The sequence below is a fragment of the Nocardioides zeae genome, assembly GCF_030818655.1.
In the GTDB taxonomy this organism is placed as follows: domain Bacteria; phylum Actinomycetota; class Actinomycetes; order Propionibacteriales; family Nocardioidaceae; genus Nocardioides; species Nocardioides zeae_A.
In genome coordinates, this window is sequence record NZ_JAUTAN010000001.1 from 1420865 (window position 1) to 1443842 (window position 22978).

At 73.7% G+C, this 22978-nt stretch carries 23 protein-coding genes and 1 riboswitch; of the genes, 15 read left to right on the plus strand and 8 right to left on the minus strand.

Features of this window, described 5'->3' with window-relative positions:
* The first annotated feature begins 174 nt into the window (after nt 1-174).
* Together cobA and QE405_RS06795 are read left to right on the plus strand one after the other, a co-directional pair.
* The gene (gene cobA, locus QE405_RS06790) at nt 175-831 is read left to right on the plus strand and encodes a uroporphyrinogen-III C-methyltransferase (protein WP_307199441.1); all 657 of its coding nucleotides are present in this window, start codon (nt 175-177) and stop codon (nt 829-831) included.
* A gap of 7 nt (nt 832-838) precedes the next feature.
* Complete coding sequence (locus QE405_RS06795; RefSeq protein WP_307199442.1) at nt 839-1642, plus strand: TrmH family RNA methyltransferase; 804 nt, start codon at nt 839-841, stop codon at nt 1640-1642.
* Nucleotides 1643-1673: 31 nt separating this feature from the next.
* On the opposite strand, the gene QE405_RS06800 is transcribed toward QE405_RS06795, so the two are convergent.
* The gene (locus QE405_RS06800; protein WP_307199443.1) at nt 1674-2990 is read right to left on the minus strand and encodes a DUF1501 domain-containing protein; all 1317 of its coding nucleotides are present in this window, start codon (nt 2988-2990) and stop codon (nt 1674-1676) included.
* A gap of 23 nt (nt 2991-3013) precedes the next feature.
* Nucleotides 3014-4495: a DUF1800 domain-containing protein gene (locus QE405_RS06805; protein WP_307199444.1), complete on the minus strand. Its 1482-nt coding sequence runs from the start codon at nt 4493-4495 to the stop codon at nt 3014-3016.
* Nucleotides 4496-4815: 320 nt separating this feature from the next.
* On the opposite strand from QE405_RS06805, the gene QE405_RS06810 reads away from it, so the two are divergent.
* The 13 genes from QE405_RS06810 (at nt 4816) to QE405_RS06870 (ending at nt 17756) form a co-directional block, all read left to right on the plus strand.
* The gene (locus QE405_RS06810) at nt 4816-6228 is read left to right on the plus strand and encodes a hemolysin family protein (RefSeq protein WP_307199445.1); all 1413 of its coding nucleotides are present in this window, start codon (nt 4816-4818) and stop codon (nt 6226-6228) included.
* Nucleotides 6225-7277 carry a hemolysin family protein gene (locus QE405_RS06815; RefSeq protein WP_307199446.1) on the plus strand — a complete coding sequence of 351 codons (1053 nt, stop codon included), beginning with the start codon at nt 6225-6227 and terminating at the stop codon, nt 7275-7277. The genes QE405_RS06810 and QE405_RS06815 overlap by 4 nt, the downstream gene beginning before the upstream one ends.
* A 27-nt stretch (nt 7278-7304) precedes the next feature.
* On the plus strand, nt 7305-7970 hold the full coding sequence (locus QE405_RS06820; RefSeq protein WP_307199447.1) for a CDP-alcohol phosphatidyltransferase family protein: 666 nt from the start codon (nt 7305-7307) through the stop codon (nt 7968-7970).
* A complete protein-coding gene (locus QE405_RS06825; protein ID WP_307199448.1) occupies nt 7967-8869 on the plus strand; it encodes a DUF881 domain-containing protein in 903 nt (300 codons plus the stop codon). Before QE405_RS06820 ends, QE405_RS06825 begins: the two co-directional genes overlap by 4 nt.
* On the plus strand, nt 8866-9198 hold the full coding sequence (locus QE405_RS06830) for a small basic family protein (protein ID WP_163771925.1): 333 nt from the start codon (nt 8866-8868) through the stop codon (nt 9196-9198). Before QE405_RS06825 ends, QE405_RS06830 begins: the two co-directional genes overlap by 4 nt.
* Entirely contained in the window at nt 9191-9970 is a 780-nt protein-coding gene (locus tag QE405_RS06835; protein ID WP_307199449.1) for a DUF881 domain-containing protein, read from the plus strand. The genes QE405_RS06830 and QE405_RS06835 overlap by 8 nt, the downstream gene beginning before the upstream one ends.
* A gap of 71 nt (nt 9971-10041) precedes the next feature.
* A complete protein-coding gene (gcvH, locus tag QE405_RS06840; RefSeq protein ID WP_307199450.1) occupies nt 10042-10422 on the plus strand; it encodes a glycine cleavage system protein GcvH in 381 nt (126 codons plus the stop codon).
* Nucleotides 10423-10569: 147 nt separating this feature from the next.
* Nucleotides 10570-11073 carry an FHA domain-containing protein gene (locus tag QE405_RS06845; RefSeq protein ID WP_163771928.1) on the plus strand — a complete coding sequence of 168 codons (504 nt, stop codon included), beginning with the start codon at nt 10570-10572 and terminating at the stop codon, nt 11071-11073.
* A 2-nt stretch (nt 11074-11075) separates the two neighbouring features.
* Nucleotides 11076-11825, plus strand: a complete 750-nt coding sequence (ftsR, locus tag QE405_RS06850) for a transcriptional regulator FtsR (protein ID WP_307199451.1) — start codon at nt 11076-11078, stop codon at nt 11823-11825.
* A 51-nt stretch (nt 11826-11876) separates the two neighbouring features.
* Entirely contained in the window at nt 11877-12344 is a 468-nt protein-coding gene (locus tag QE405_RS06855) for a bifunctional nuclease family protein (RefSeq protein WP_307199452.1), read from the plus strand.
* A 189-nt stretch (nt 12345-12533) separates the two neighbouring features.
* Nucleotides 12534-13148, plus strand: a complete 615-nt coding sequence (locus QE405_RS06860) for a MerR family transcriptional regulator (RefSeq protein WP_307199453.1) — start codon at nt 12534-12536, stop codon at nt 13146-13148.
* 162 nt (nt 13149-13310) lie between these two features.
* Nucleotides 13311-13408, plus strand: a riboswitch (glycine riboswitch).
* A gap of 71 nt (nt 13409-13479) precedes the next feature.
* The gene (gcvP, locus tag QE405_RS06865) at nt 13480-16386 is read left to right on the plus strand and encodes an aminomethyl-transferring glycine dehydrogenase (RefSeq protein WP_307199454.1); all 2907 of its coding nucleotides are present in this window, start codon (nt 13480-13482) and stop codon (nt 16384-16386) included.
* Entirely contained in the window at nt 16383-17756 is a 1374-nt protein-coding gene (locus QE405_RS06870; protein ID WP_307199455.1) for a serine hydrolase domain-containing protein, read from the plus strand. Before gcvP ends, QE405_RS06870 begins: the two co-directional genes overlap by 4 nt.
* A 4-nt stretch (nt 17757-17760) precedes the next feature.
* Here the strand turns inward: QE405_RS06870 and QE405_RS06875 are convergent, their stop codons facing one another.
* The 6 genes from QE405_RS06875 to QE405_RS06900 all read right to left on the minus strand — a co-directional run bounded on the left by QE405_RS06875 (nt 17761) and on the right by QE405_RS06900 (nt 22977).
* Nucleotides 17761-18903, minus strand: coding sequence for a YihY/virulence factor BrkB family protein (locus tag QE405_RS06875; protein ID WP_307199456.1), 1143 nt, complete (start codon nt 18901-18903; stop codon nt 17761-17763).
* Between the two features lie 2 nt (nt 18904-18905).
* Nucleotides 18906-19247 carry a DUF3618 domain-containing protein gene (locus QE405_RS06880; RefSeq protein WP_307199457.1) on the minus strand — a complete coding sequence of 114 codons (342 nt, stop codon included), beginning with the start codon at nt 19245-19247 and terminating at the stop codon, nt 18906-18908.
* Nucleotides 19234-19641 carry a phage holin family protein gene (locus QE405_RS06885; protein WP_307199458.1) on the minus strand — a complete coding sequence of 136 codons (408 nt, stop codon included), beginning with the start codon at nt 19639-19641 and terminating at the stop codon, nt 19234-19236. Before QE405_RS06885 ends, QE405_RS06880 begins: the two co-directional genes overlap by 14 nt.
* 10 nt (nt 19642-19651) lie before the next feature.
* Nucleotides 19652-19969 (minus strand): hypothetical protein, encoded by a 318-nt coding sequence (locus QE405_RS06890; RefSeq protein WP_307199459.1) that lies wholly within the window; start codon nt 19967-19969, stop codon nt 19652-19654.
* A gap of 87 nt (nt 19970-20056) precedes the next feature.
* Nucleotides 20057-21448, minus strand: coding sequence for a metallopeptidase TldD-related protein (locus tag QE405_RS06895; protein WP_307199460.1), 1392 nt, complete (start codon nt 21446-21448; stop codon nt 20057-20059).
* Nucleotides 21445-22977 carry a TldD/PmbA family protein gene (locus QE405_RS06900; RefSeq protein WP_307199461.1) on the minus strand — a complete coding sequence of 511 codons (1533 nt, stop codon included), beginning with the start codon at nt 22975-22977 and terminating at the stop codon, nt 21445-21447. The genes QE405_RS06895 and QE405_RS06900 overlap by 4 nt, the downstream gene beginning before the upstream one ends.
* Between the last annotated feature and the right edge of the window lies 1 nt (nt 22978).

Genomic DNA, 22978 nt, shown 5'->3' on the forward strand with positions numbered 1-22978 from the left:
AGCCCCGCCGCTCCGCAGCCCTGCGGGACGCGATCGTCGGCGCGCTCGTCGACGGCCGGATCAGCACCGGCTCGACCGTCCACAGCCCGGGCGTCGTGCTGGTCGGCGGCGGCCCCGGCGACCCCGGTCTCGTCACCGTCGCCGCCCCGCCAGGCGCTCGCCACGGCCGACGTGGTGGTCGCCGACCGCCTCGCGCCGCGCGAGCTGCTCGACGAGCTGGCGCCCCACGTCGAGCTGGTCGACGTCGCCAAGCTGCCCCGCGGCCGGGCCGCCAGCCAGGAGGCCATCAACGACGTCATCGTCGCGCGGGCCCGCGAGGGCAAGCGCGTCGTGCGGTTCAAGGGGGGCGACAACTTCGTCTTCGGGCGCGGCTACGAGGAGATCCAGGCCTGTGAGGCGGCCGGCGTCCCGGTCACGATCATCCCGGGGCTGTCGTCGTCGATCTCGGTGCCCGGCGTGGCGGGCATCCCCGTCACCCACCGCGGCGTCGCCCACGAGTTCACCGTCATCTCGGGGCACATCCCGCCCGGCCACCCCGACTCGCTCGTGGCCTGGGACGCGCTCGCCCGGCTCCGCGGCACCCTCGTGCTGCTCATGGCCGTGGCCAACGCCGGCGCGATCGCGGCGGCGCTCGTCGAGGGCGGTCGCCCGGCGGACACCCCCGTCGCGGTCGTCGCCGAGGGCACCATGCCCGAGCAGCGCACCGTGCTCAGCACCCTGGCCACGCTCGCGGACGACATCGCCACGTCGGGCGTCCGCCCGCCGGCGATCATCGTGGTCGGCGAGGTCGTGGCGGTCGCCAACCCGGGCCACTACGGCGTGCGCGCGTGACGCACTGATGGCGACCTTCGTCGAGGTCGAGGAGGCCGACGACCCCCGGCTCGCGGACTACCGCGACCTGCGGGACGTCACCCTCCGCAAGCACGTCGAGGCCGAGCACGGGCTCTTCCTCGCCGAGGGGGAGAAGGTCGTGCGACGTGCGGTCGAGGCCGGCTACACGCCGCGCTCCTTCCTCATGGCGCCCCGCTGGCTGGACGGCCTCGCCGACGTGCTCGCCACCACCGACGCGCCGTGCTTCGTGCTCTCGGAGCGGCTGGCCGAGGAGGTGACGGGCTTCCACGTGCACCGCGGCGCGCTGGCGTCGCTGGAGCGGCGGCCGCTGCCGTCCCTCGACGAGGTGCTGGCCGGCGCGCGGTCGGTGCTCGTGCTGGAGGAGATCGTCGACCACACCAACGTCGGCGCGGTGCTCCGCAGCGGCGCGGCCCTCGGCTTCGACGCGGTGCTCCTCGCCCCGCGCTGCGCCGACCCGCTCTACCGGCGGGCCGTCAAGGTCGCGATGGGCGCCGTCTTCTCGCTCCCGTGGACCCGCCTGCCGGACTGGTACGACGCGCTGCCGCGGCTCGCGTCGTACGGGTTCACCACCGTCGCGCTGACCCTGGCCGACGACGCCGTCGACCTCGAGGACGCCGTGCGCGGCGTCGACAAGATCGCCCTCGTGCTGGGCTCGGAGGGCCACGGCATCTCGCCCCGCTGGCAGGCCACCGCCGACCGCCGGGCGATCATCCCGATGCACCGCGGCATCGACTCGCTCAACGTGGCCGCGGCCAGCGCGGTCGCCTGCTACGTCGCGTCGCGCCGCTGACCGTCGGGGCCGTACGCCGCGGGAGCCGCCCTCAGAGCACCCCGATGCGCGTCGGCGAGAAGCCCGGGAAGACCTCCGCGGTGCTGGCCCCGAAGCGCTTCGAGACCACCTCGGCGAGCACGCTGCGGTAGTCGGTGGTGACCAGGAGGTCGGCGTCGGCCGTGTTGGTGAGCCCGGGCCACGTGCCGTAGTAGCGCCCGCCCTTGACGCCCGCGCCGGCGAGGAACATGACGTTGCCGTAGCCGTGGTCGAGCCCGTAGTTGGCGTTCTCGCGCACCCGACGACCGAACTCGCTGAGCGCGACGAGGGTGACCTTGTCGCCGAGGCTGCCGAGGTCCGTGAAGAAGGCCGCGAGGTTGGTGGCGAGGTCCTTCACGTTGCCCCGCATCGCGCCCCAGGACAGGGTGCCGAGGTCGCTGTGCATGTCCCACTCGCCCTGGTCGACGGTGATGACGCTGGTGCCGATCTGCCCGCGGACGATCCGGGTGGCGTAGGAGAGCGCCTTGCCCAGGCTCGATGTCGTGTAGACGGCACCGTTCGCGGGGGCCGACGCGCCGGTCCGCACCGGCGCGAAGTCGTCGATGGCGGCGAGGGCGTCGCGCACGCTCGGCCCGAGCGGAGCGGACGACCCTCCCCAGAGGGTCTGGATCGACCGGCGTCGCCCGCCGAAGGTGTCCCACTGGTCGGCACCCGCCAGCTGGACCGACCCGGGGTCGCGCATGGCGAGCACCGGCTCCGCGCCGTACAGCGACGTCGGGACGACGCCGTCGCCCACGGCGACGCCGTGCAGCGGACCGTCGGCCCCGACCACCTCGTCGCGCCCGAGCAGCCGGTTGAGCCAGCCCTCCCGGACGGTGCTGCCCGGTGCCGCGTCCTCGACCTCCTCCATCGCCGAGAAGTGGGAGCGGTTGGGGGCGGGCAGGCCGGTCGCGTGGACCGCGGCGACCTTCCCCGCGCTCCACAGCGGCAGCAGCGGCGCGAACTCGGGGTGCAGACCGAACATCCCGTCCTTCGCCAGCAAGGTCGACGCGGCGACGGCGATGCCCGGGCGGGCCTGGTAGTAGACGGGGTCGGCGTGGGGGACCACGAGCGACAGGCCGTCCGCCGCACCGCGCAGCGAGAGCACGACCAGCGCGTTGCCGTTGGGCGCCGCCGTGCTCGACCCCAGCGCCGGCGCGGCGCTGACGACCGCGTCGCCGAAGGTCGCGCTGAAGGTCGCGAGGGCACCCACGCCGAGGCCGCCGCGCAGCAGCCCCCGCCGGGTCGGGCTCGGACCCCGGGGGGAGAGGCGGGCGAACTCGGCGCAGCAGTCGCCGGGGGTCGACGAGGGGGAGGACGTCGAGGTCATGGGGGCTCCGAGGGGCGGCGGGGTCATCGTGCGAGGTGCTGCGGGGAGTCGAGCAGCGTGCTGAGGAGGCGGTGGAACTCCCACTTCACGAGCGCGTGGTCCGCCGTGATGCGGGTCGTGGGGGTGTAGTTCGTGACCTCGCAGCACGCCTGCAGGAGCGCCGCCGTCGAGGGCACGCCGAGCATCCGCACGCAGAGGTGGTCGACGAGCTGCGCGAAGGTCAGGCTCGCCTGGGGCAGCCACTGCGCGGGGGACTGGTAGGCGATGTCCTTGACCGGCCACCAGCGGCCGGCGGCGCTCCAGTGGAAGGAGAACGACGCCAGCGCGCGCGACGTCGAGCTCCAGGCGCTGTTGACCAGCGGGGGGCCGTCGGGACGGCCCCACTCGAAGGGGCGCTGTCCCAGGTTGGAGGCGATCCACAGGATCTGCGTCGCCGCGGCGTCCGTGCTGGTCGGCGTGGCGAACGTCGCGCCCAGGGAGCGGTACGTCGCGACGACGTCCGCGCCGGGGTCGCGCATCTTCGTGCCGCGGGCGGCCCGGAACTCGGGACGCACGACGAGCGCCCGCAGCACGGCGGGGATGCTCGTGCCGCTCGCCAGGTAGACCTGCGCGAGGTGCTCGACGAGGGCGGTCGAGGGCTCGTCCTGCACGAAGCGGGTCGCGAGCTTGCGGCAGATGCGGCGCGCGGTGGCCGGGTGGCGCGCCAGGTAGTCGAGGTACCCCGCGGTGACCGCCCGGCCGTCGGGGTCGCTGTTGGCGTGGGAGAACCCCATGACGCGCACGGGGCCCGTGGAGTGGTCCGCGGGCCGGTACGACGCGTCCCACGTGCGCCACACGTCGACGCGGTAACCGGTGAGGATGCGGGCCGACTCCTTGACGTCCGCCTCCGTGTACTCGCCGCGTCCCACGGTGTGGAGCTCGAGGAGCTCGCGGCCGAGGTTCTCGTTCGGCTTGCTCTTGGTGGAGACGGCGTTGTCGAGGAACAGCCCCATGGCCGGGTGCGTGATCGTGGCCTTGAGCAGGTCCGCGAACGTCCCGAGGGCGTGCTGGCGGACCACCTGGCCGTAGGGCACGCGGTAGACGAAGTGGGAGTCGCCGTTGACGGGCACGTGGAAGTGGCCCTCCCAGAACTCGGTCATGAGCTCGAGCACCTGGCGCTTGCTGGTGATGCGGCGCAGCATCAGCCAGCTGCCGTAGTAGGCCATCACCTCCCAGCCGCCCTCCACGTCGTCGACCTGGCGCTTCCACAGGTCGGCGGCGCCGCGGGCCAGCGACGGCCACCATCCCCACGTGGCGTCGGCCGCCGTGTCCGGGATGGCGGACGGCTGCAGCTGCTGGCGGAACCAGGCGGCCGTGCCCCCGGCCGTGAGCACGTCGCGGGCCAGCGCGGGGGTGTAGCCGTAGGACCAGCGGCTCACGAAATGGCGCTGCTCGGCGTCGAGGGGCGCGCCCGCGCCGTACCGGGTCGGGGTGAAGGACGCGAGGACGGTGGGGGCGGGGGACACGATGCCTCCAGGCGGCCTGCGAGCGGGACCCGAGTGGTTCGCTCCGTGCGGACGTCATCGGCCGACGGGCGGCCGCCTTGAGGGGAAAACCGAGGGAAGTCCTGTCGGGCTCGCCGGCGGGCGGCGGCGCAGGGGCAAGGTTCGACGGGGGCCTCCGGTACCTTGTTGCCCTGACCAACCATCGCCCCTCGCCCGGGCGGCCCGGCACCCGGTCCCTCTCCCTGCCCCACCGCGATCTCGAAGGACGGTTCGACCCCACCGATGGACGCAGCGCAAAGTCCGACGCCCCCTGACCTCGACCACGTCGGGGGGCGACAGCGGTGACCGAGTGGATCCTGCTGGCCGTGTCGTTGCTGCTCGTGGTGGCCTGCGGGCTCTTCGTGGCGGCCGAGTTCTCCTTCGTCACGGTCGACCGCGGCCAGGTCGAGCGCGCCGTCGCCGACGAGGAGGTCGGCGCCGCGGGGGTGCAGCGCGCGCTGCGACAGCTCTCCACGCAGCTGTCCGGGGCCCAGGTGGGCATCACGGTCACGAACCTGGCCGTCGGCTTCCTCGCCGAGCCGGCGATCGCCGCGCTCCTGCGAGGGCCGCTCGGAGCCGCGGGGGTGCCCGACGGCGCGGTCACCCCGGTCTCGGTGACGCTGGGCCTGGTGATCGGCACCGCCCTCACCATGGTGTTCGGCGAGCTCGTGCCCAAGAACCTGGCGATCGCGCTGCCGCTGCGCACCGCCAAGGCCACCCAGGGGTTCATGCGTGCGTTCACCGCCGTCATGGCCGGCCCCATCCGCGTGCTCAACGGCTCCGCCAACTCGGCGGTGCGGCGCCTCGGTCTCGAGCCGCAGGAGGAGCTCCGCTCGGCGCGCTCCTCCCGCGAGCTGGCCTCGCTCATCGCCCGCTCGGCGGACCAGGGCACCCTCGACCCCGACACCGCCGAGCTGATGGGTCGCTCGGTCGAGTTCGGCGAGCGCACCGCGGGCGAGATCATGACCCCGCGGGTGCGCACCGACAGCCTGGAGCAGACCGAGCGGGCCAGCGCCGTCATCGCGCTGGCGCGCTCGACGGGCCACTCGCGCTTCCCCGTCCTCGACGCCGAGGAGAACGTGGTCGGCGCCGTGCACGTCAAGCACGCGGTGGGCGTGCCGGTGCACGAGCGGTCCACGACCCGGATCCGCAGCATCATGGCGCCCGCACGCTTCGTGCCGGAGACCCTGCCGCTCGACCCCCTGCTGGCCCTGCTGCGGCGCGACGGGTTCCAGATGGCGGTCGTCGTCGACGAGTACGGCGGGCAGGCCGGCATCGTCACGCTCGAGGACGTCGTCGAGGAGATCGTGGGCGACATCGCCGACGAGCACGACCGGCTCGGCGCCCGCGCCCGGCAGCGGCGCGACGGCACCTGGTCGCTGTCCGGCCTGCTGCGCCCCGACGAGGTGGAGGACGTCACCGGCATCGAGCTCCCCGAGCACGAGGACTACGACACGGTCGCCGGCCTCGTCGTGCGCGAGGTCGGCCGCATCCCCGTGACCGGCGACGTCGCGGAGGTCCCGGTCCCGGGCCCCACGGGCGAGGACGACGAGCCGCCGCGGGAGCGGCTGGCCGTGCTGACGGTCGAGCACATGGACGGTCTGCGCGTCGACCGGGTCAGCCTGCGGCTGCTCGACGACGAGCCCGCGACCGAGCAGGAGCGCGAGGTCCGCGGCGTCGCGGACACGCGCACCTTCCGGAAGGAGCAGCGGTGAACGACTACGTCGCGGTCGGGGTGGCCGTGCTGCTGCTGGCCCTCAACTTCTTCTTCGTGGGCGCGGAGTTCGCGCTGGTCGCGGCCCGCCGCAGCCAGATCGAGCCCATCGCGCAGGGCGGCTCGCGCTGGGCGAAGGTGACGCTCCGCGCCATGGAGCAGGTCTCGGTGATGATGGCGGGCGCACAGCTCGGCATCACCATCTGCTCCGTGGGCCTCGGCGCGGTGGGCGAGCCCGCCGTGGCCCACCTGCTCGAGCCCGTCTTCGCAGCGGTCGGGGTGCCGGAGGGCCTCGTCTACCCGATCTCCTTCGCCATCGCGCTCACGGTCGTGGTCTACCTGCACGTGGTGCTCGGCGAGATGATCCCGAAGAACATCGCCCTGGCGTCGCCCGAGCGCGCGGCCGTCGTGCTCGGACCGCCCCTCATGGTCGTGGTCTTCGTGCTCAAGCCGGTCATCATCGCGCTGAACGCGGTCGCCAACACCACGCTGCGCCTGCTCCGCGTCGAGCCGAAGGACGAGGTGTCCTCCACGTTCACGCGCGAGGAGGTCGCGGCGCTCGTGGAGGAGTCACGCGGCGAGGGCCTCATCGAGGCGGGGGAGTACGACCGTCTCGCCGGCGCCCTCGGCTTCACCGAGAAGCGCGTCGACGCGGTCATCATGCCGCTGGGCTCCCTCGCCACGGTGCCGCGCGGGGCCACGGTGGCCGACGTCGAGGACCTGTGCGCCTCCACCGGCTTCAGCCGCTTCCCCGTGCGCGACGGCGACGACCTCGTGGGCTACCTCCACATCAAGGACGTGCTGGAGACGGACGAGGAGCGGCGCGGCCGCGTCGTCGACGACAAGTGGATCCGCCCGCTCGCCGGGGTGCGGGCCACCGACCTGCTCCACGACGCACTCGAGGTGCTGCAGCGCAAGGGTGCCCACATGTCGCGCGTCGTCGACGACGAGGGCCGGGTGCTCGGCCTGGCCACCCTCGAGGACGTGCTGGAGGAGCTGGTGGGCGAGATCCGCGACGCCGCCCACGCCGACGAGCCGGCCGTCGGCTGAGCCGGGCGGGTGGCTAAGGTGCCGTCCGTGGCAGACGAGGTGACCCGCGACGCGAGGGTGTGGACGATCCCCAACGTCCTGTCGGGTCTCCGCCTGCTCGGCGTGCCGCTCTTCCTGTGGCTGGTCCTCGGGCCGGAGGAGGACGAGCTCGCCCTCCTCGTGCTCGTCGTCTCGGGCGTCACCGACTTCCTCGACGGCTACCTGGCCCGTCGCCTCGACCAGCGGTCGTCGATCGGCGAGATCCTCGACCCCGTCGCCGACCGGCTCTACATCCTGGCGGTGATCATCGGCCTCGGCCTCCGCGAGGTCATCCCCTGGTGGGTGGTCGTGATCCTGCCGTTGCGCGACGCCCTGCTGTGGGGCCTCGTGCCCTTCCTCCGCACCCGCGGCTACAGCGCCCTGCCGGTGCACTTCCTCGGCAAGGCCGCCACGTTCAACCTGCTCTACGCCTTCCCCCTGCTCCTGCTCGGCGAGGGCGAGGGGGTCGTGGCGACGCTCGCCCTGGTCTTCGGGTGGGCCTTCACGGTGTGGGGCATCGGCCTGTACTGGTGGGCCGGTCTGCTCTACGCCTGGCAGGTACGCCGCCTGCTCGCCACCACCGAGCCGCTGCCGCGCGCGAGGCGCGGCGACCGCGACGCGGTGGCCCGGAGCACTTCCGAGGGCTCCGGCCCCCCGGTGGACGGCCCCCGGTGAGCGACCGGTCGCCGATCACCCTGCCGCTCCTGGAGCGGGTGGTCCAGCAGTCGCTCGAGGGCGACTACGCGCACGTCGCGGCGCAGCGCGCGCGGTCCGGCGGCCCCGCGGGACCCCTGGAGCCGCGGGAGCGCCGTGTCGGCCGCACCGCGGCCGTGGTCGTCGGGGTGTTCGGGCTGCTCGTCGCCACGGCCGCCGTGCAGACCGAGCGACAGGCCGCGACGGACGAGACCTCGCGCACCGAGCTGGTCGGGCGGGCCAACGAGGGCCGCGCCCGGCTCGCCGACCTGCAGGACCGGATCGCCGACCTCACGCAGGAGACCACCGACCTGCAGGCCGCCTACGACCGGTCCCTCGAGCAGGAGAACGCGGTGGCGTCCGAGGTCGACGCGCTCCGGCTCGCCACGGGGTACAGCGCCGTGACCGGCCCGGGCGTCCGCTTCGTCGTCGACGACGGCGAGGACGGTGGGGACGACGGTGACAGCGTCGTCGTCGCCCGCGACCTGCGCCAGCTCGTCACCGGCCTCTGGGAGGTGGGCGCGGAGGCCATCGCGATCAACGGCCTGCGGCTCACCGCGCTCTCGTCGATCACCACGTCCGGCACCGCGATCACGGTCAACCAGCGCTCGCTCGCCCCGCCGTACGTCGTCTCGGCGATCGGCGACACGCGGTCGCTGCAGGCGGACTTCGCCGACACGGTCTACGGTCAGACCTTCTTCGCCGTGGTGTCGAGCTTCGACCTGCAGCTCCAGATCGACAACGTGGAGGCGCTCGAGCTGCCCGCGGGCAGCACCCCGGTGCTCCGCAACGCCCTTCCCGTCGGTGCCGACGCCCCGACGCTCTCCGACCCGACCACGCCGTCCGGCTCGTCCAGCAGCTCCACGGAGGACACCCCATGATCGCCGCCCTCGGCCTGCTCGTCGGCATCGTGCTCGGGATCGTGCTCGAGCCCGAGGTGCCGCTCGCGCTGCAGCCCTACCTGCCGATCGCCGTCGTCGCCGCGCTCGACGCGGTCTTCGGCGGCCTGCGCGCCTACCTCGACGGGATCTTCGACGACAAGGTCTTCGTCGTCTCGTTCGTGAGCAACGTCGTCATCGCCGCCGTCATCGTCTACCTGGGCGACCGCCTCGGCGTCGGCGGCCAGCTGTCGACCGGCGTCATCGTCGTGCTCGGCATCCGCATCTTCTCCAACATGGCCGCCATCCGCCGGCACGTCTTCCATGCCTGAGCCCGAGCCGACCCCGGAGCCCACGCCGGAGCCCACCCGCGAGCGCGCGACGCCGCCCGGCGTGGCGCGGCTCCGGGACGCGCTCACGCGCCCGTCGCGCAGCCAGGTCGTCGTGGCCGTGCTGCTGGCGGTCGTCGGCTTCGCGGGCGTCGTGCAGATGCGCACCACCGCGGAGGACGACACCTACTCGGGCTACCGCGAGCAGGACCTCATCGACCTGCTGACGGGTCTCGCGGGCACCACCCAGCGCGCGGAGACGGAGATCACCCGCCTCGAGGACATCCGCGACGACCTCCGCTCCTCGACGACGGCCCGCAGCGCCGCCATCGAGGAGGCGCGCCGCGAGGCGCGCGCCCTGGAGGTGCTGGCCGGCACCGTGCCCGTCGGGGGCCCGGGCATCCGCGTGACCATCGCGGAGGACGCGGGCACGATCCGCGCCTCGGCGATCGTCGACATGGTCCAGGAGCTCCGCTCGGCGGGCGCCGAGGCCATCGAGATCAACGACCAGGTGCGGCTCGTCGCCGGGTCCTGGGCGATCCAGGACGGCGACGGCATCGTGGTCGACAGCGTGCCGCTGCGCCCGCCGTACGTCGTCGAGGCGATCGGCACCGCGACCACCCTCGACGGGGCGATGTCGTTCCCCGACGGACCGACGCAGACCTTCGAGCGGGGGAGCGCGGCGACCGTCGAGGTCGACGAGGTCGACCAGCTCGAGATCGCCTCCACGGTGCCCGACGTCGCCGAGCCGCAGTTCGCACGCCGCTCCGACTGACGTCACCCACCGCCGTCCGACCGATGACCTAGGGTCGGGCACGACCGCAGCCGATCGACACGAGGAGCGCCGTGTACCCCGACGACCTGAAGTACACCGCCGAGCACGAGTGGGTCCGCACCGGGGACGGCCCGGCCGTGCGGATCGGGGTGACCCACTACGCGCAGGACGAGCTGGGCGGCATCGTCTACGTCACGCTGCCCGAGGTCGGGGAGACGGTCACGGCGGGCACGCCCTGCGGCGAGCTGGAGTCGCACAAGTCGGTGAGCGAGATCTACGCGCCCGTCACCGGCGAGGTGGTCGCGGTCAACGAGGCCCTCGACGCCACGCCCGAGGTCGTCAACGCGGACCCGTACGGCGACGGGTGGCTGTTCGAGGTCGTGCCGGCCGACGCGGACGCGGTGGACGGGCTGCTCGACGCCGCGGCGTACCAGGCCGACCTCCCCGGCTGAGGGGACCGAGGGCTGGACCAGCCCCGTCCCCGGGCCCCGTTCGGCTTGATCGGACCAGCGTGGCTGATAGGTTCTGACCACCCGACACCCTCAGCCGCGTGCTGAGGGTTCGTGCCATCGACGAAGGACGCTCAGGAGGCCCTCACCATGCCGTTCTGCACAGCCTGCGGTAGGCAGAACCCGGACGACGCCCGGTTCTGCTCCCAGTGCGGCACCAAGATGGTGACCTCGGCGCCGAGCGCGGTGTCGGACGCGACGGCGACGATCTCGATCCCGTCGTCGTCGGCCACGGAGAGCTCCGACCGCGCGCTCAACGCGGTCGACGCCGCCGCCGTGGACGCCCTGCCGCCGGGCCACGCCCTGCTCGTCGTGCAGCGGGGGCCCGGCGCGGGCAGCCGCTTCCTGCTCGACACCGACCTCGTGTCCGCCGGTCGCCACCCCGACAGCGAGATCTTCCTCGACGACGTCACCGTCTCCCGTCGCCACGCGGACTTCCGCCGCGACGGGGGAGTGTTCACCGTCAGCGACGTCGGGAGCCTCAACGGCACCTACGTGAACCGTGACCGCATCGACGAGGTCACGCTCAAGGACGGCGACGAGGTGCAGATCGGCAAGTACCGGCTCGTCTTCTTCTCGGGCTCGCCGGTCTGAGCATGGCCGCACCCGGCCCGGCCCCGCGCCGGAGCGAGGACGCACCGGCGGGTCGTCTCACCATCGGCCAGGTCCTCGACCTGCTGCGTCCGGACTTCCCGGGGATCACGATCCCCAAGATCCGCTTCCTCGAGGACAAGGGGCTCATCAAGCCCGAGCGCACCTCGGCGGGCTACCGCAAGTTCTCCGCGCACGACGTGGAGCGGTTGCGGTACGTGCTGGTCATGCAGCGCGACCACTACCTGCCGCTCAAGGTGATCGGCGAGCACCTGGACGCCATCGACCGCGGCCTCGAGCCACCGCCGATCGAGGGCCTGCAGCCGCAGGTGCCGAAGGTGGCGCTGGCGTCCGACGGCCTCCCCGGTCCGGAGGAGTTCCGCCGGCGCACCTCCATGCGCCTCACGCGCCGCGAGCTCGTCGAGGTGGCCCGGATCGACGACGCGTTCCTCGCCGTGCTCGAGCAGTTCGGGCTGGTGCGCGCGAACGCGTCGGGCCACTACGACGCGGAGGACCTCGTCGTCGCCGACACCGCCCGGGAGCTCGACGCGTTCGGCATCGAGCCCCGGCACCTGCGCGCGTTCCGTGCCGCGGCGGACCGCGAGGCGGGCCTGGTGGAGCAGGTCGTGGCGCCCGTGCGTCGCAGCCGCGACGCCGCGGCGGAGGCGCGCGCCGCGGACACGGCGGCCCAGATCGCCGCCCTCACGGTGCGCCTCCACGCCACGCTCGTGAAGGCCGCCCTGCCCGACCGCTGACGGCGGCGGCCGCACCGCCCGCGGTTCGGGGGTGCGTCTATGGTGGACGTCGTGCGCGAGGTCGATGTCGTCGGAGTCCGGGTGGAGATGCCCTCCAACAGTCCGATCGTGCTGCTGCGCGAGGCGGCTGGGGAGCGGTACCTGCCGATCTGGATCGGGGCCGTGGAGGCCACCGCCATCGCGTTCGCGCAGCAGGGGGTGACGCCGCCCCGCCCGCTGACGCACGACCTGATGAAGGACCTGCTCGAGGCGACCGGCAACGCCCTGGAGGAGGTGCGCATCGTCGAGGTGCGCGACGGCGTGTTCTTCGCGCTGCTCGTGCTCGCCTCCGGCGTCGAGGTCAGCGCCCGTCCGTCGGACTCCATCGCCCTGGCGCTCCGCACCGGCTCGCGCATCGTGTGCGCCGACGAGGTGCTGGACGAGGCCGGTCTCGCCGTCCCCGCCGAGCAGGAGGACGAGGTCGAGAAGTTCCGCGAGTTCCTCGACCACGTGACGCCCGAGGACTTCGAGTCGGACTGACCCGGGGTCCAGGTCTGACCCTCAACTTGAGATTGAGGCTTCTGGTCGGCGTGTCGTGCGTTGACCGGGCTACGGGTGCCGCCTACGTTGGAGCCCTTCGCTGTAACTCCACCGTTGTGCTCCGCACGACACCCTTCCCCCAACGGAGTTGCGACGCGCGGAGGAACCGGAGAAGAGGTCGCAGTGGGCATGAACGACGAGCAGCACGTGCGCGGTGCTGCTGACGATCGCGCGGTCGTCGAGGCGACCGAGGTCGCCGAGGAGCAGGGTCTGCTGTTCACCGACGACGTGTCGCCGCTCCCGAGCGACCAGGGCTACCGCGGTCCCACCGCGTGCAACGCCGCGGGCATCACCTACCGCCAGCTGGACTACTGGGCCCGCACCGGGCTGGTCGAGCCGACCATCCGCGGCGCGAAGGGCTCGGGCTCGCAGCGGCTGTACTCCTTCCGCGACATCCTGATCCTCAAGATCATCAAGCGTCTGCTCGACGCGGGGATCTCGCTGCCGCAGATCCGCACGGCGATCTCCCACCTGCGCGAGCGCGGCACCGACGACCTGACGCGCGTCACGCTGATGAGCGACGGCGCGTCGGTCTACGAGTGCACGACCAACGACGAGGTCATCGACCTGCTCCAGGGCGGCCAGGGCGTGTTCGGCATCGCCATCGGCGGTGTCTGGCGGGAGATCGAGGGCTCGCTCGCCGAGCTCCCGAGCGAGCGCACCGGCGACGACGCCGCCGCGGCGTCCTCCGGACCGGGCGCCGTCGACGAGCTCGCCGCGCGCCGCGCCCGGCGCATCGGCTGACCTCTCCCCGCGCCGTACGGGCGTTCTTCTTCTCCCCGTAGTCCCTGACGTTCCGCACCGTGTCGCCCCTCCGGGGCGGCGTGTCGGGTGCAGAACGTCAGGGACTACGCCGTCGAGGGGGCGGTACGCCGCGGCGCCGGGTGCTAGGTTGGCGATCGCTGCTCATCCCGTGCGGGAGAGCCTCCGCGGGTCCGCCCGCGGCGCGCCGAAGGGGCAATTCCTCCCCGGAACCTCTCAGGCACCCGGACCGCACGGGCAGGCGACTCTGAACCGCACGCCGTGGTCGGGACAGAGGGGGAGGCGAACCGGCCGACCCCGAACGGAGCGCCTCATGGACGCCGATCCCACGACCCCCGACTTCGCGACGGACGACCTGCTGGGCTTCGCCCGCCGCCACATCGGCCCCGACGCCGATGCCGTCGCCACCATGCTGGCCCGCCTGGGCCACGACTCGCTCGACGCCCTCATGGACGCCGCCGTGCCCGCCTCCATCCGTGACCGCGACGTCCGTCTCGACCTGCCCGCGCCGGCCTCGGAGCAGGACGTCGCCGCCGAGCTGCGCGCCCTCGCCGCGGCGAACGGCCTGGCGGAGCCGATGATCGGGCTCGGCTACCACGGCACGGTGACCCCGGCGGTGATCCGCCGCAACGTGCTCGAGGACCCGAGCTGGTACACGGCGTACACGCCCTACCAGCCCGAGATCTCCCAGGGCCGGCTGGAGGCGCTCCTCAACTTCCAGACGATGGTGGGGGACCTGACCGGCCTGCCGACCGCGAACGCGTCCCTCCTCGACGAGGGCACGGCGGCCGCGGAGGCCATGACGCTCGTGCGGCGCGCGAACCGCAAGGCCCGCGGGCCCTTCGTCGTCGACGCCGACGCGCTGCCGCAGACGATCGCGGTCGTGCGCACCCGCGCGGCCGCCATGGGCATCGAGGTCGTGGTGGCCGACCTCGCCGGCGGACTGCCGTCGTCGGTCGCCGAGACCGGCCTGTGCGGCGTGCTGGTGCAGTACCCCGGCGCCTCCGGCGAGGTCCGCGACCCTCGGCCGGTCATCGACGCCGCGCACGAGCACGGCGGGCTCGCCGTCGTCGCCGCCGACCTCCTCGCACTCACCCTCCTGGAGTCGCCGGGCACGTTGGGGGCCGACGTCGCGGTCGGCTCGACCCAGCGCTTCGGCGTGCCGCTCTTCCACGGGGGACCGCACGCGGCGTACGTCGCGGTGCGCGCCGGACTGGAGCGGAACCTCCCCGGGCGCCTCGTCGGGGTGTCCGTGGACGCGGAGGGGCGGCCGGCCTACCGGCTCGCGCTGCAGACCCGGGAGCAGCACATCCGTCGCGACAAGGCGACGTCCAACATCTGCACCGCGCAGGTGCTCCTCGCGGTGGTGGCGTCGATGTACGCCGTCTACCACGGGCCTGACGGCCTGCGCCGGATCGCGGAGCGCATCCACGACCTCGCCGCGCGGGCCGCCGCGTCGCTGCGGGCGGCCGGTCTCGACGTACCGACGGCCGGGTTCTTCGACACCGTCACGGTCCGTGTCCCCGGCGGCGCCGCCCGCGCGGTCGCCGCGGCGCGGGACGAGGGTCTCCACCTGCGGCTCGTCGACGCCGACACGGTCGGCATCGCGTTCTCCGAGGTGAGCGGGCCGCACACGCTCCGCGCCCTCCACGCCGCGTTCGGCGTGGTGCCAGCCCGCGTGGACCCGATCCGTGACGCCCTTCCCACCGCGCTGGCCCGCACGACGCCGTACCTCACCCACGACGTCTTCTCGAGCCACCACAGCGAGACGCAGATGCTGCGCTACCTGCGCCGGCTCTCGGGACGCGACTACGCGCTGGACCGCGGCATGATCCCGCTGGGCTCGTGCACGATGAAGCTCAACGCCACGACCGAGATGGAGCCGGTGAGCCTCCCGGGCTTCGCCGACCTCCACCCCTTCGTGCCCGCGGAGGACGCGGCCGGCTACCGGCGCCTCGTCGCCGACCTCGAGGGCTGGCTGGCCGAGGTGACCGGCTACGACCGCGTCTCGATCCAGCCCAACGCGGGCTCGCAGGGCGAGCTCGCCGGCCTGATGGCGATCCGGGCCTACCACGAGGCGCGCGGCGAGTCCGCCCGCGACGTCTGCCTCATCCCGTCCTCGGCCCACGGCACCAACGCGGCGTCCGCGGTCATGGCCGGCATGCGGGTCGTGGTCGTCGCCTCCCGCGACGACGGCGGCGTCGACCTCGACGACCTGCGCCGCGCCTGCGCGGAGCACGCGGACGACCTCGCGGCGATCATGATCACCTACCCCTCGACCCACGGCGTGTACGAGGACACCGTCACCGAGCTGTGCGAGGTCGTGCACGCCCACGGCGGCCAGGTGTACGTCGACGGGGCCAACCTCAACGCCCTCGTCGGCCACGCCCGGCCGGGGGCCTTCGGCGGCGACGTCTCCCACCTCAACCTGCACAAGACGTTCTGCATCCCGCACGGTGGCGGCGGTCCCGGCGTGGGCCCCGTGGCCGTGCGGGCGCACCTGGCGCCGTACCTGCCCTCGCACCCCCTCCACCCCGACCCGGAGCGGCGGGACGGGATCGGCCCGATCAGCTCGGCTCCGCACGGGTCGGCGGGCATCCTGCCGATCTCGTGGGCCTACGTGCGCCTCATGGGGGCTGCGGGGCTCGCGCGGGCGACGGCGGTCGCCGTGCTGTCGGCCAACTACGTCGCCGCCCGACTGGGGGAGCACTTCCCGGTGCTCTACCGCGGCGCGAACGGGCTGGTGGCCCACGAGTGCATCCTCGACCTCCGGCCGCTCACGAAGGCCACGGGCGTGACGGTGGACGACGTCGCGAAGCGGCTCGTCGACCACGGCTTCCACGCGCCGACCATGTCGTTCCCGGTGGCGGGGACCCTCATGGTGGAGCCGACCGAGTCGGAGGACCTGGCCGAGCTCGACCGCTTCTGCGACGCGATGATCTCGATCCGCGCGGAGATCGCCCGGGTCGAGGCGGGGGAGTGGAGCGCGGAGGAGTCGCCGCTGCGCCACGCGCCGCACACGACCCGCGCTCTGGTCGGCGAGTGGGACCGCGCCTACTCGCGCGAGACGGCCGTCTTCCCCCAGGGGCACGACGTCGACAAGTACTGGCCGCCGGTCGCCCGCATCGACCAGGCGTACGGCGACCGCAACCTCGTCTGTGCCTGCCCGCCCCTCGAGGCCTTCGCGGAGGACGGGGTCCTCGTGGGGGAGGGCGCGTGAGGGACGACGCGCCGGTCCTGGCCGGCACCGCCCGCGCGCTGCTCACCCGCGTCGCGGAGACCCAGGTCGCCGCCCGGGCGCCGTCGCTCGTCGCCGGCGTGGTGCGGGACGGGACGCTCGTCTGGTCGGGCGGCTGGGGCGAGGTGCCCGGGCCGGTCGAGGACACGCAGTACCGCATCGGGTCGATCACCAAGACCCTCACCGCGGTCGTCGTGCTGCAGGCCGTGCGCGACGGCCTGCTCGACCTCGGCGGCAGGATCGACGAGGCCCTCGGCGAGCCGATCGGCACCTACGGCGACCGCACCCTCCGCCAGCTGCTCTCCCACACGTCGGGCATGCAGTCCGAGCCCGCCGGCGCGTGGTGGGAGCGCACGGAGGGCGGCTCGTTCGCCGACCTCGTCGCCGCCAACCCGGGCGCGGGCGCGGTCTTCCCGGCGGGCCAGCAATACCACTACACCAACCTCGGCTTCGCCCTGCTCGGCGAGGCGGCCGCGCGCGTCCGCGGCACGGACTGGTGGTCGCTCGTGCGCTCCGCCGTGCTCGAGCCGCTGGGGATGGCGCGCACCTCCTACGGCCCCGAGGCCCCGCACGCCAGCGGCGCCTCGGTGCACCCCTACACGAGCGAGCTGGTGCCCGAGCCCGCCACCGACACGGGGGCCATGGCACCCGCCGGGCAGGTCTGGTCGACGGTCACGGACCTGGGCCGGTACGCCGCGTTCCTCGCCGCCGGGCACCCCGACGTGCTCGACGGTCGGTGGCTGGACCTGGCGAGCCACCCGGTGGGCGCCACCCGCGCGTCAGGCCTGGCCAGCGCCCACGGGCTCGGGCTCGCCCTCCTGGCGGGCGGGTCCGGGATGCTCCGCGGCCACACCGGCTCGATGCCCGGCTTCCAGGCGGCCTGCTTCGTCGACGCCCCGCGCCGCACGGGCGCGGTCGTCCTCGCGGGCTCGACCACCGGCGTACCGGCGGGCGGGCTCGCCGTCGACCTGCTCGAGCTGCTGCACGCGCACGAACCGACGCTGCCGACGCCCTGGCGGGCGCCGGCCGCCGTGCCCGCGCTGGTCCGGGACGTCGTCGGGGTGTGGCACTGGGGCAACACGCCGTACGTCGTGCGGGTGGAGGGCGCAGCGGGCGACGAGGTCGTCGTGCGCCGCGGTGACGCCGTGGCGCACCGGTTCGCCGTGCGCGGCGCGCCGGGGGAGGAGCGGCTGGTCGGCACCGGGGGCTACCACGACGGCGAGACCCTCAAGGTGCACCGCCGTCCCGACGGCAGCGTGAGCCACCTGGTCGTGGCGACGTTCGTCTACACGCGCACCCCGTACGACCCCGAGGTGCCGGTGCCGGGCGGACACCCGGCGACCGGCACCTGAGGGGTCAGCGGTCCTCTCGGCCGTCCCGCTCGGGACGTCGGCCGGCGGCGTGCCGCAGCCGCCGACCGTCGTCCACGTCGTCGGCGTGCTTCTCGTCGCTCTTCTCGATGGCGTGGGTATCGCGCGGTGGGAGCTGGATGCTCTCCTCCGCGGCGATCCCGGCCTGCAGCTCGCGCCCGCGCTCCAGCTCGGCGTCCAGCTCGGCCCCGAGCAGCAGGGCCAGGTTGGTGATCCAGAGCCACAGCAGGAAGACCGCAACACCCGCCAACGACCCGTACGTGCGGTTGTAGCTGCTGAAGTTGGCCACGTAGAAGCCGAAGGCCGCCGACGCGACCAGCCAGACGGCGATCGCCAGCACGGCACCGAGGCTGATCCAGCGGAACTTCGGCTGCTGCACGTTCGGCGTCACGTAGTAGAGCAGCGCGACGACCAGCACCACGGCCCCGAGCACGACCGGCCACTTGGCGATGTTCCAGACGAACACGGCGGTGTCGCCGAGGCCGATGGCGTCGCCCACCGCGGAGGCGGCCGGACCGGTCAGCACGAGGGCCAGCGCCACCAGCGCGACGAGCACCACGGCGACCGCCGTCAGCAGCAGCATCACCGGACGCAGCTTCCACACGGGGCGGCCCTCGCGGATCTCGTAGACCCGGTTCATGGCGCGGCCGAACGAGTTGACGTAGCCCGACGCCGACCAGAGCGCCGTCGCGAGACCGACGACGAAGGCGACCCCGGCCGTCTGCGAGGACGCCAGCTGCTGGAGCGTGGGCTCCAGCGTGGTGGCGGCGCTGCCGGCGCCCACGTCACGGAGCACCTGCAGCAGCGTGTCCACCGTCGCCTGCCCCTGGCCCACGAGGCCCACCAGCGCGAGCAGCGCGACCAGGCCCGGGAACAGCGCCAGCACGGCGTAGTAGGTCAGCGCCGCCGCGAGGTCGGTGCACTGGTCCTTGCTGAACTCGCGCAGGGTGCGACGCAGCACGTAGCGCCACGACGGTGCCTCGATGTCGCCGACCGAGTCCGGCTTGCGCGGGTCGTCGGGCGAGGGCGCGTCGGCGCGCTCCTCGGCGCGGTCCGCGGAGCCCCCCGTGGAGCGCTCCTCGGAGCGCTCCTCCGCGGTGTCGGTGCGGTGCCTTCCGAGCAGGGCCACGGCTACCTCCTCCGCCGCCAGACGACGACCGCGACGACGAGGCCCAGCACGAGCAGGCCACCGGCGCCGCCGAGCGCGGCCGGCGTCGGCTTGCCACGGTCGTCGGTCAGCTGGTCACGGGCGTTCGCGACCGCCTGCGCGGCCTGCCCGGCGGTCACCTCGGCGGACGTGCGGGCGTGCTGCACGACCTCCTCGGCCTTGTGCTTGGCGCGACCGGTGACGTCGGCCTTCGCGGCCAACGCCTCGACCGTGTCGGCCAGGTCGGCCCGGGTCTGCTCGACCTGTTCCTCCAGCTCGGCGACGGTCGGCTGGTGCTCCTCGTGCGGATCGTCAGGCGTGGCCATGCTCGCGGGCCTCCTTCACGGTGCGGACGTCGGTCTTGAGGCCCTCGACGGCGCGCTCGGGCACCGGGGGAGCGGCGTGCTTCACCTGGCTCCGACCGACGACGGCGAGGAGGCCGGCGAGGAGGAAGAGGGCCAGGGTCACGACGAGCGCGGCGAGCCAGGCGGGGAGCACGACCGCGAGGGCGATGATGACCGTCGCCACCAGTGCCCCGCCGCCGTACAGCGCGAGCACGCCGGCGGCACCGAACGCGCCGGCGCCGAACCCGGCGTACCTCACCTTCTGCGTGATCTCCGCCTGCGCGAGACGGATCTCGCCGCGCAGCAGCTCGGACGTCTGCGTGGACAGGCGCGCGATCAGCTCGCCGGTCGTCTCGTCCCCGTGGACGCTGCTCATCGGCAGCCCCTCACGCACCGAAGGCGGAGCCGGGCTGCGCGGCACCGGCCGCGTGCGCGCCGCCGCCGTTGCCGTCCTCGTCGCTGTCGCCCTTGACCTTCTCGGTGACGGTCTGGGCGACCTCTCCCGCCTTGCCGCTCACCTTCTCGGCGACCTGCGGCGCGGTCTCCTTCACCTTCTCCTGGGCCTGCTCGACCTTGTCCTGCACGGTCGGGTTGCGCCAGGCCTTCTGGGCCTGGGCCTTCAGCTGCTCGTAGCGCTGCGTCCCGGCACGCGCCCCCAGCACGTACCCGATGCCGATCCCGATCACCAGCGTCAGCTTGCGCATGCGAATCTCCCTCGGTCGGTGTGCGGCGCTCGTGCGCCCGCTGCGCCCGGTCGGCGCAGCGGGCCCCCGGTACCCACCGGTGCGCGGCTACTGCGCCTGGGACACGCTCGACATGTTGAAGTCGGGGATCCGCAGCGCGGGCGTGGCCGTGCGCGAGAAGTAGTCGCCCCACTCGCGGCTGAAGCTGAGCTCCGTCGCCCCCGCGTGGCTGAACCGGTTGAGGAGCTCGACGGGGCTCTCGTTGAAGCGGAAGTTGGTGACCAGGCCGGTGATCTCGCCGCCCTCGACGAGGTAGACGCCGTCGCGGGTGAGGCCCGTCAGCAGCATCGACTGCGGGTCGACGACGCGGATGTACCAGAGCGAGGTCACCAGGAGCCCCCGCTCCGTGCCCGCCACGAGGTCCTCCGTCGTGCCGGCCCCGCCGGCGACGTCGAGCACGAGGTTGTCCGGTGCCGGGTTGACGGGGAGGTCCGTGACCCGCGCCGAGTGGCGGCTGGTCAGCAGGGAGGTGAGGACACCGTCACGGATCCAGTCGGTCGGCACGATCGGCAGGCCGTTGTCGAAGACCGAGCTGGTCTCGCTCGACGCGGTCGTGTGGACGAAGGGGACGGCCTCGAGCCCGGGGTAGGCCGGCGCCGAGTGCAGCCGCACGCCGGGTGCGGCGACCTGCTCGCCGACGCGGGTGCCGCCGCCGGGCCGGCTCCAGACGGACTGGCCGTCGTGGGCGTCGAGCGCCCCCGAGATCCACAGCAGGTAGATCATCAGGTCGGCGGTCGAGGTGGGCGGGAGCACCGTGTCGTAGCGCCCCGCGGGGAGGTCGACGCGACGGCTGCCCCAGCCGAGGCGACGCGTGAGCTCGGCCTCGAACGCGACCGGGTCGACGTCGGCGAAGTCGCGGGTGGCCCCGCCGACCCAGGCGCTCTGGTCGAGGGACGTCGGCTTCGCCGTGCAGGCCCAGTGGCCCGTCGGCTGCACGTGCCGCAGGCGCAGACCCGTGGTGGAGCCGACGTAGACCGTCGCGACCTCGTGGTCGACGAACCCGTAGAGCACCCGCCCGCCGCCCCCGGCGGTGCCGAACGCGGTGCCGAGCGCGGGCGCCACCGCGTCGTACACGCCGATGGAGGTGCGGGCCGGCGGCTCCGCCCAGTCCGGAGCGGCGACGCCGTCGACGAGGTCCGCGGCGTCGTCGGCGACGTCGGCCGCCCGCGCCGCCGTGTCGGCCAGCTCGACGAGCGCGAGCACCTGCGCGAGGTCGCTCGCGGCGCTGGTGACCGAGCCGACCGCGACGCCGTCGGCCCGGCGGTCGAAGGCGAGCACCGACACCTGGACGCCGCTCATCTCGCCGTTGGTGGTCAGGGTGTTGTTGGCCCAGCGCAGGTTGGCGCTGGAGGTGGTGCGGACGATGACGACCGCGTCGTCGCTGCGGCTGGCCGCGAGGGCGCGCTCGACGAGCTCCTGGGGCGTGGGCGAGGTGGTCACTTGCCCGCCTCCTCTCCGGTGTTGAGGATCCGTACGCCGCGGAACAGCGCCGTCGGGCAGCCGTGGCTCACCGACGCCACCTGGCCGGGCTGGGCCTTGCCGCAGTTGAACGCGCCTCCCAGCACGTAGGTCTCGGGGCCGCCGACGGCCTCCATCGATCCCCAGAAGTCGGTGGTCGTCGCCTGGTAGGCGACGTCGCGCAGCTGGCCGGCGAGACGTCCGTCCTCGATCTTGTAGAACCGCTGCCCGGTGAACTGGAAGTTGTAGCGCTGCATGTCGATCGACCACGACTTGTCGCCGACGACGTAGATGCCGCGCTCCACGCGCTCGATGAGGCCCTCCGTGCTGGGGCCGTCGGGGTCGGGTTGCAGCGAGACGTTCGCCATCCGCTGGATGGGGATGTGGCCGGGCGAGTCGGCGTAGGCGCAGCCGTTGGACCGACCGTCGTTGAGCTCGAGCTTCTGGCGGCCCATCACGCGGTCGAGCTGGTAGCCGACCAGCACGCCGTCCTTGACGATGTCCCACGACTGGGTGGCGACGCCCTCGTCGTCCCAGCCGATCGAGGCGAGCCCGTGGGGCGCGGTGCGGTCGCCGGTCACGTTCATGACGGGCGAGCCGTAGCGGAGCGAGCCCAGCTGGTCGTAGGTCGCGAAGCTGGTGCCGGCGTAGTTCGCCTCGTAGCCCAGCGCCCGGTCGAGCTCGGTCGCATGGCCGATCGACTCGTGGATGGTGAGCCACAAGTTCGACGGGTGGATGACGAGGTCGTAGGTGCCGGCCTCGACGCTCGGCGCCCGCAGCTTCTCGGCCAGGAGGTCGGGCATCTCGGCCAGCTCCGCGTCCCAGTCCCAGCCGCCGGCGTCGGGGCGGCCGACCAAGTATTCCCACCCGCGGCCCACCGGCGGGGCGATCGACGTCATGGAGTCGAAGATGCCGCGCTCCGCGTCGGCCCCCATGGCGGTGACCTCGGGCATGAGCCGCACCCGCTGCTGGGTGGTGCGCGTGCCCGCCAGGTCGGCGTAGAACTTGTTCTCCCGCACCTGCCGCAGGCCGGCGGTGGCGTGGCCGACGACGTCGTGGGCGCGGAGGCGCTCCGTGAAGTCGACGAGCAGGGCCACCTTCTCGGCGACCGGCACCTCGAGCGGGTCGATCTCGTAGGGCGACGTCCACGACACGTCCGGGTAGACGGGCTCGTCGGCCAGCTCGACGGGGACGGTCGTCATCGCCGCCGCGACCCGGGCGACCTCGACGGCCCGCTCGGCGACGTGCCGGGCCTCGTCCTCGGTGAGCACGACCCCCGAGGCGAAGCCCCAGGCCCCGCCGTGGACGACACGGACGGCGAACCCGACGTCCGAGCTGTCCTGCGTGCCGAGCAGGGAGCCGTCGCGGACGTGCAGGTCCTGGTAGCGCACCCGCTCGAACCGGAAGTCCGCGTGGGTCACCCCGAGGTCGGCCGCGCGGCCGAGGGCGACGTCCGCCAGATGCCGGAAGGGGAGGTCGAGGAATGACGCGTCGATGCCGAGACCGCTCATG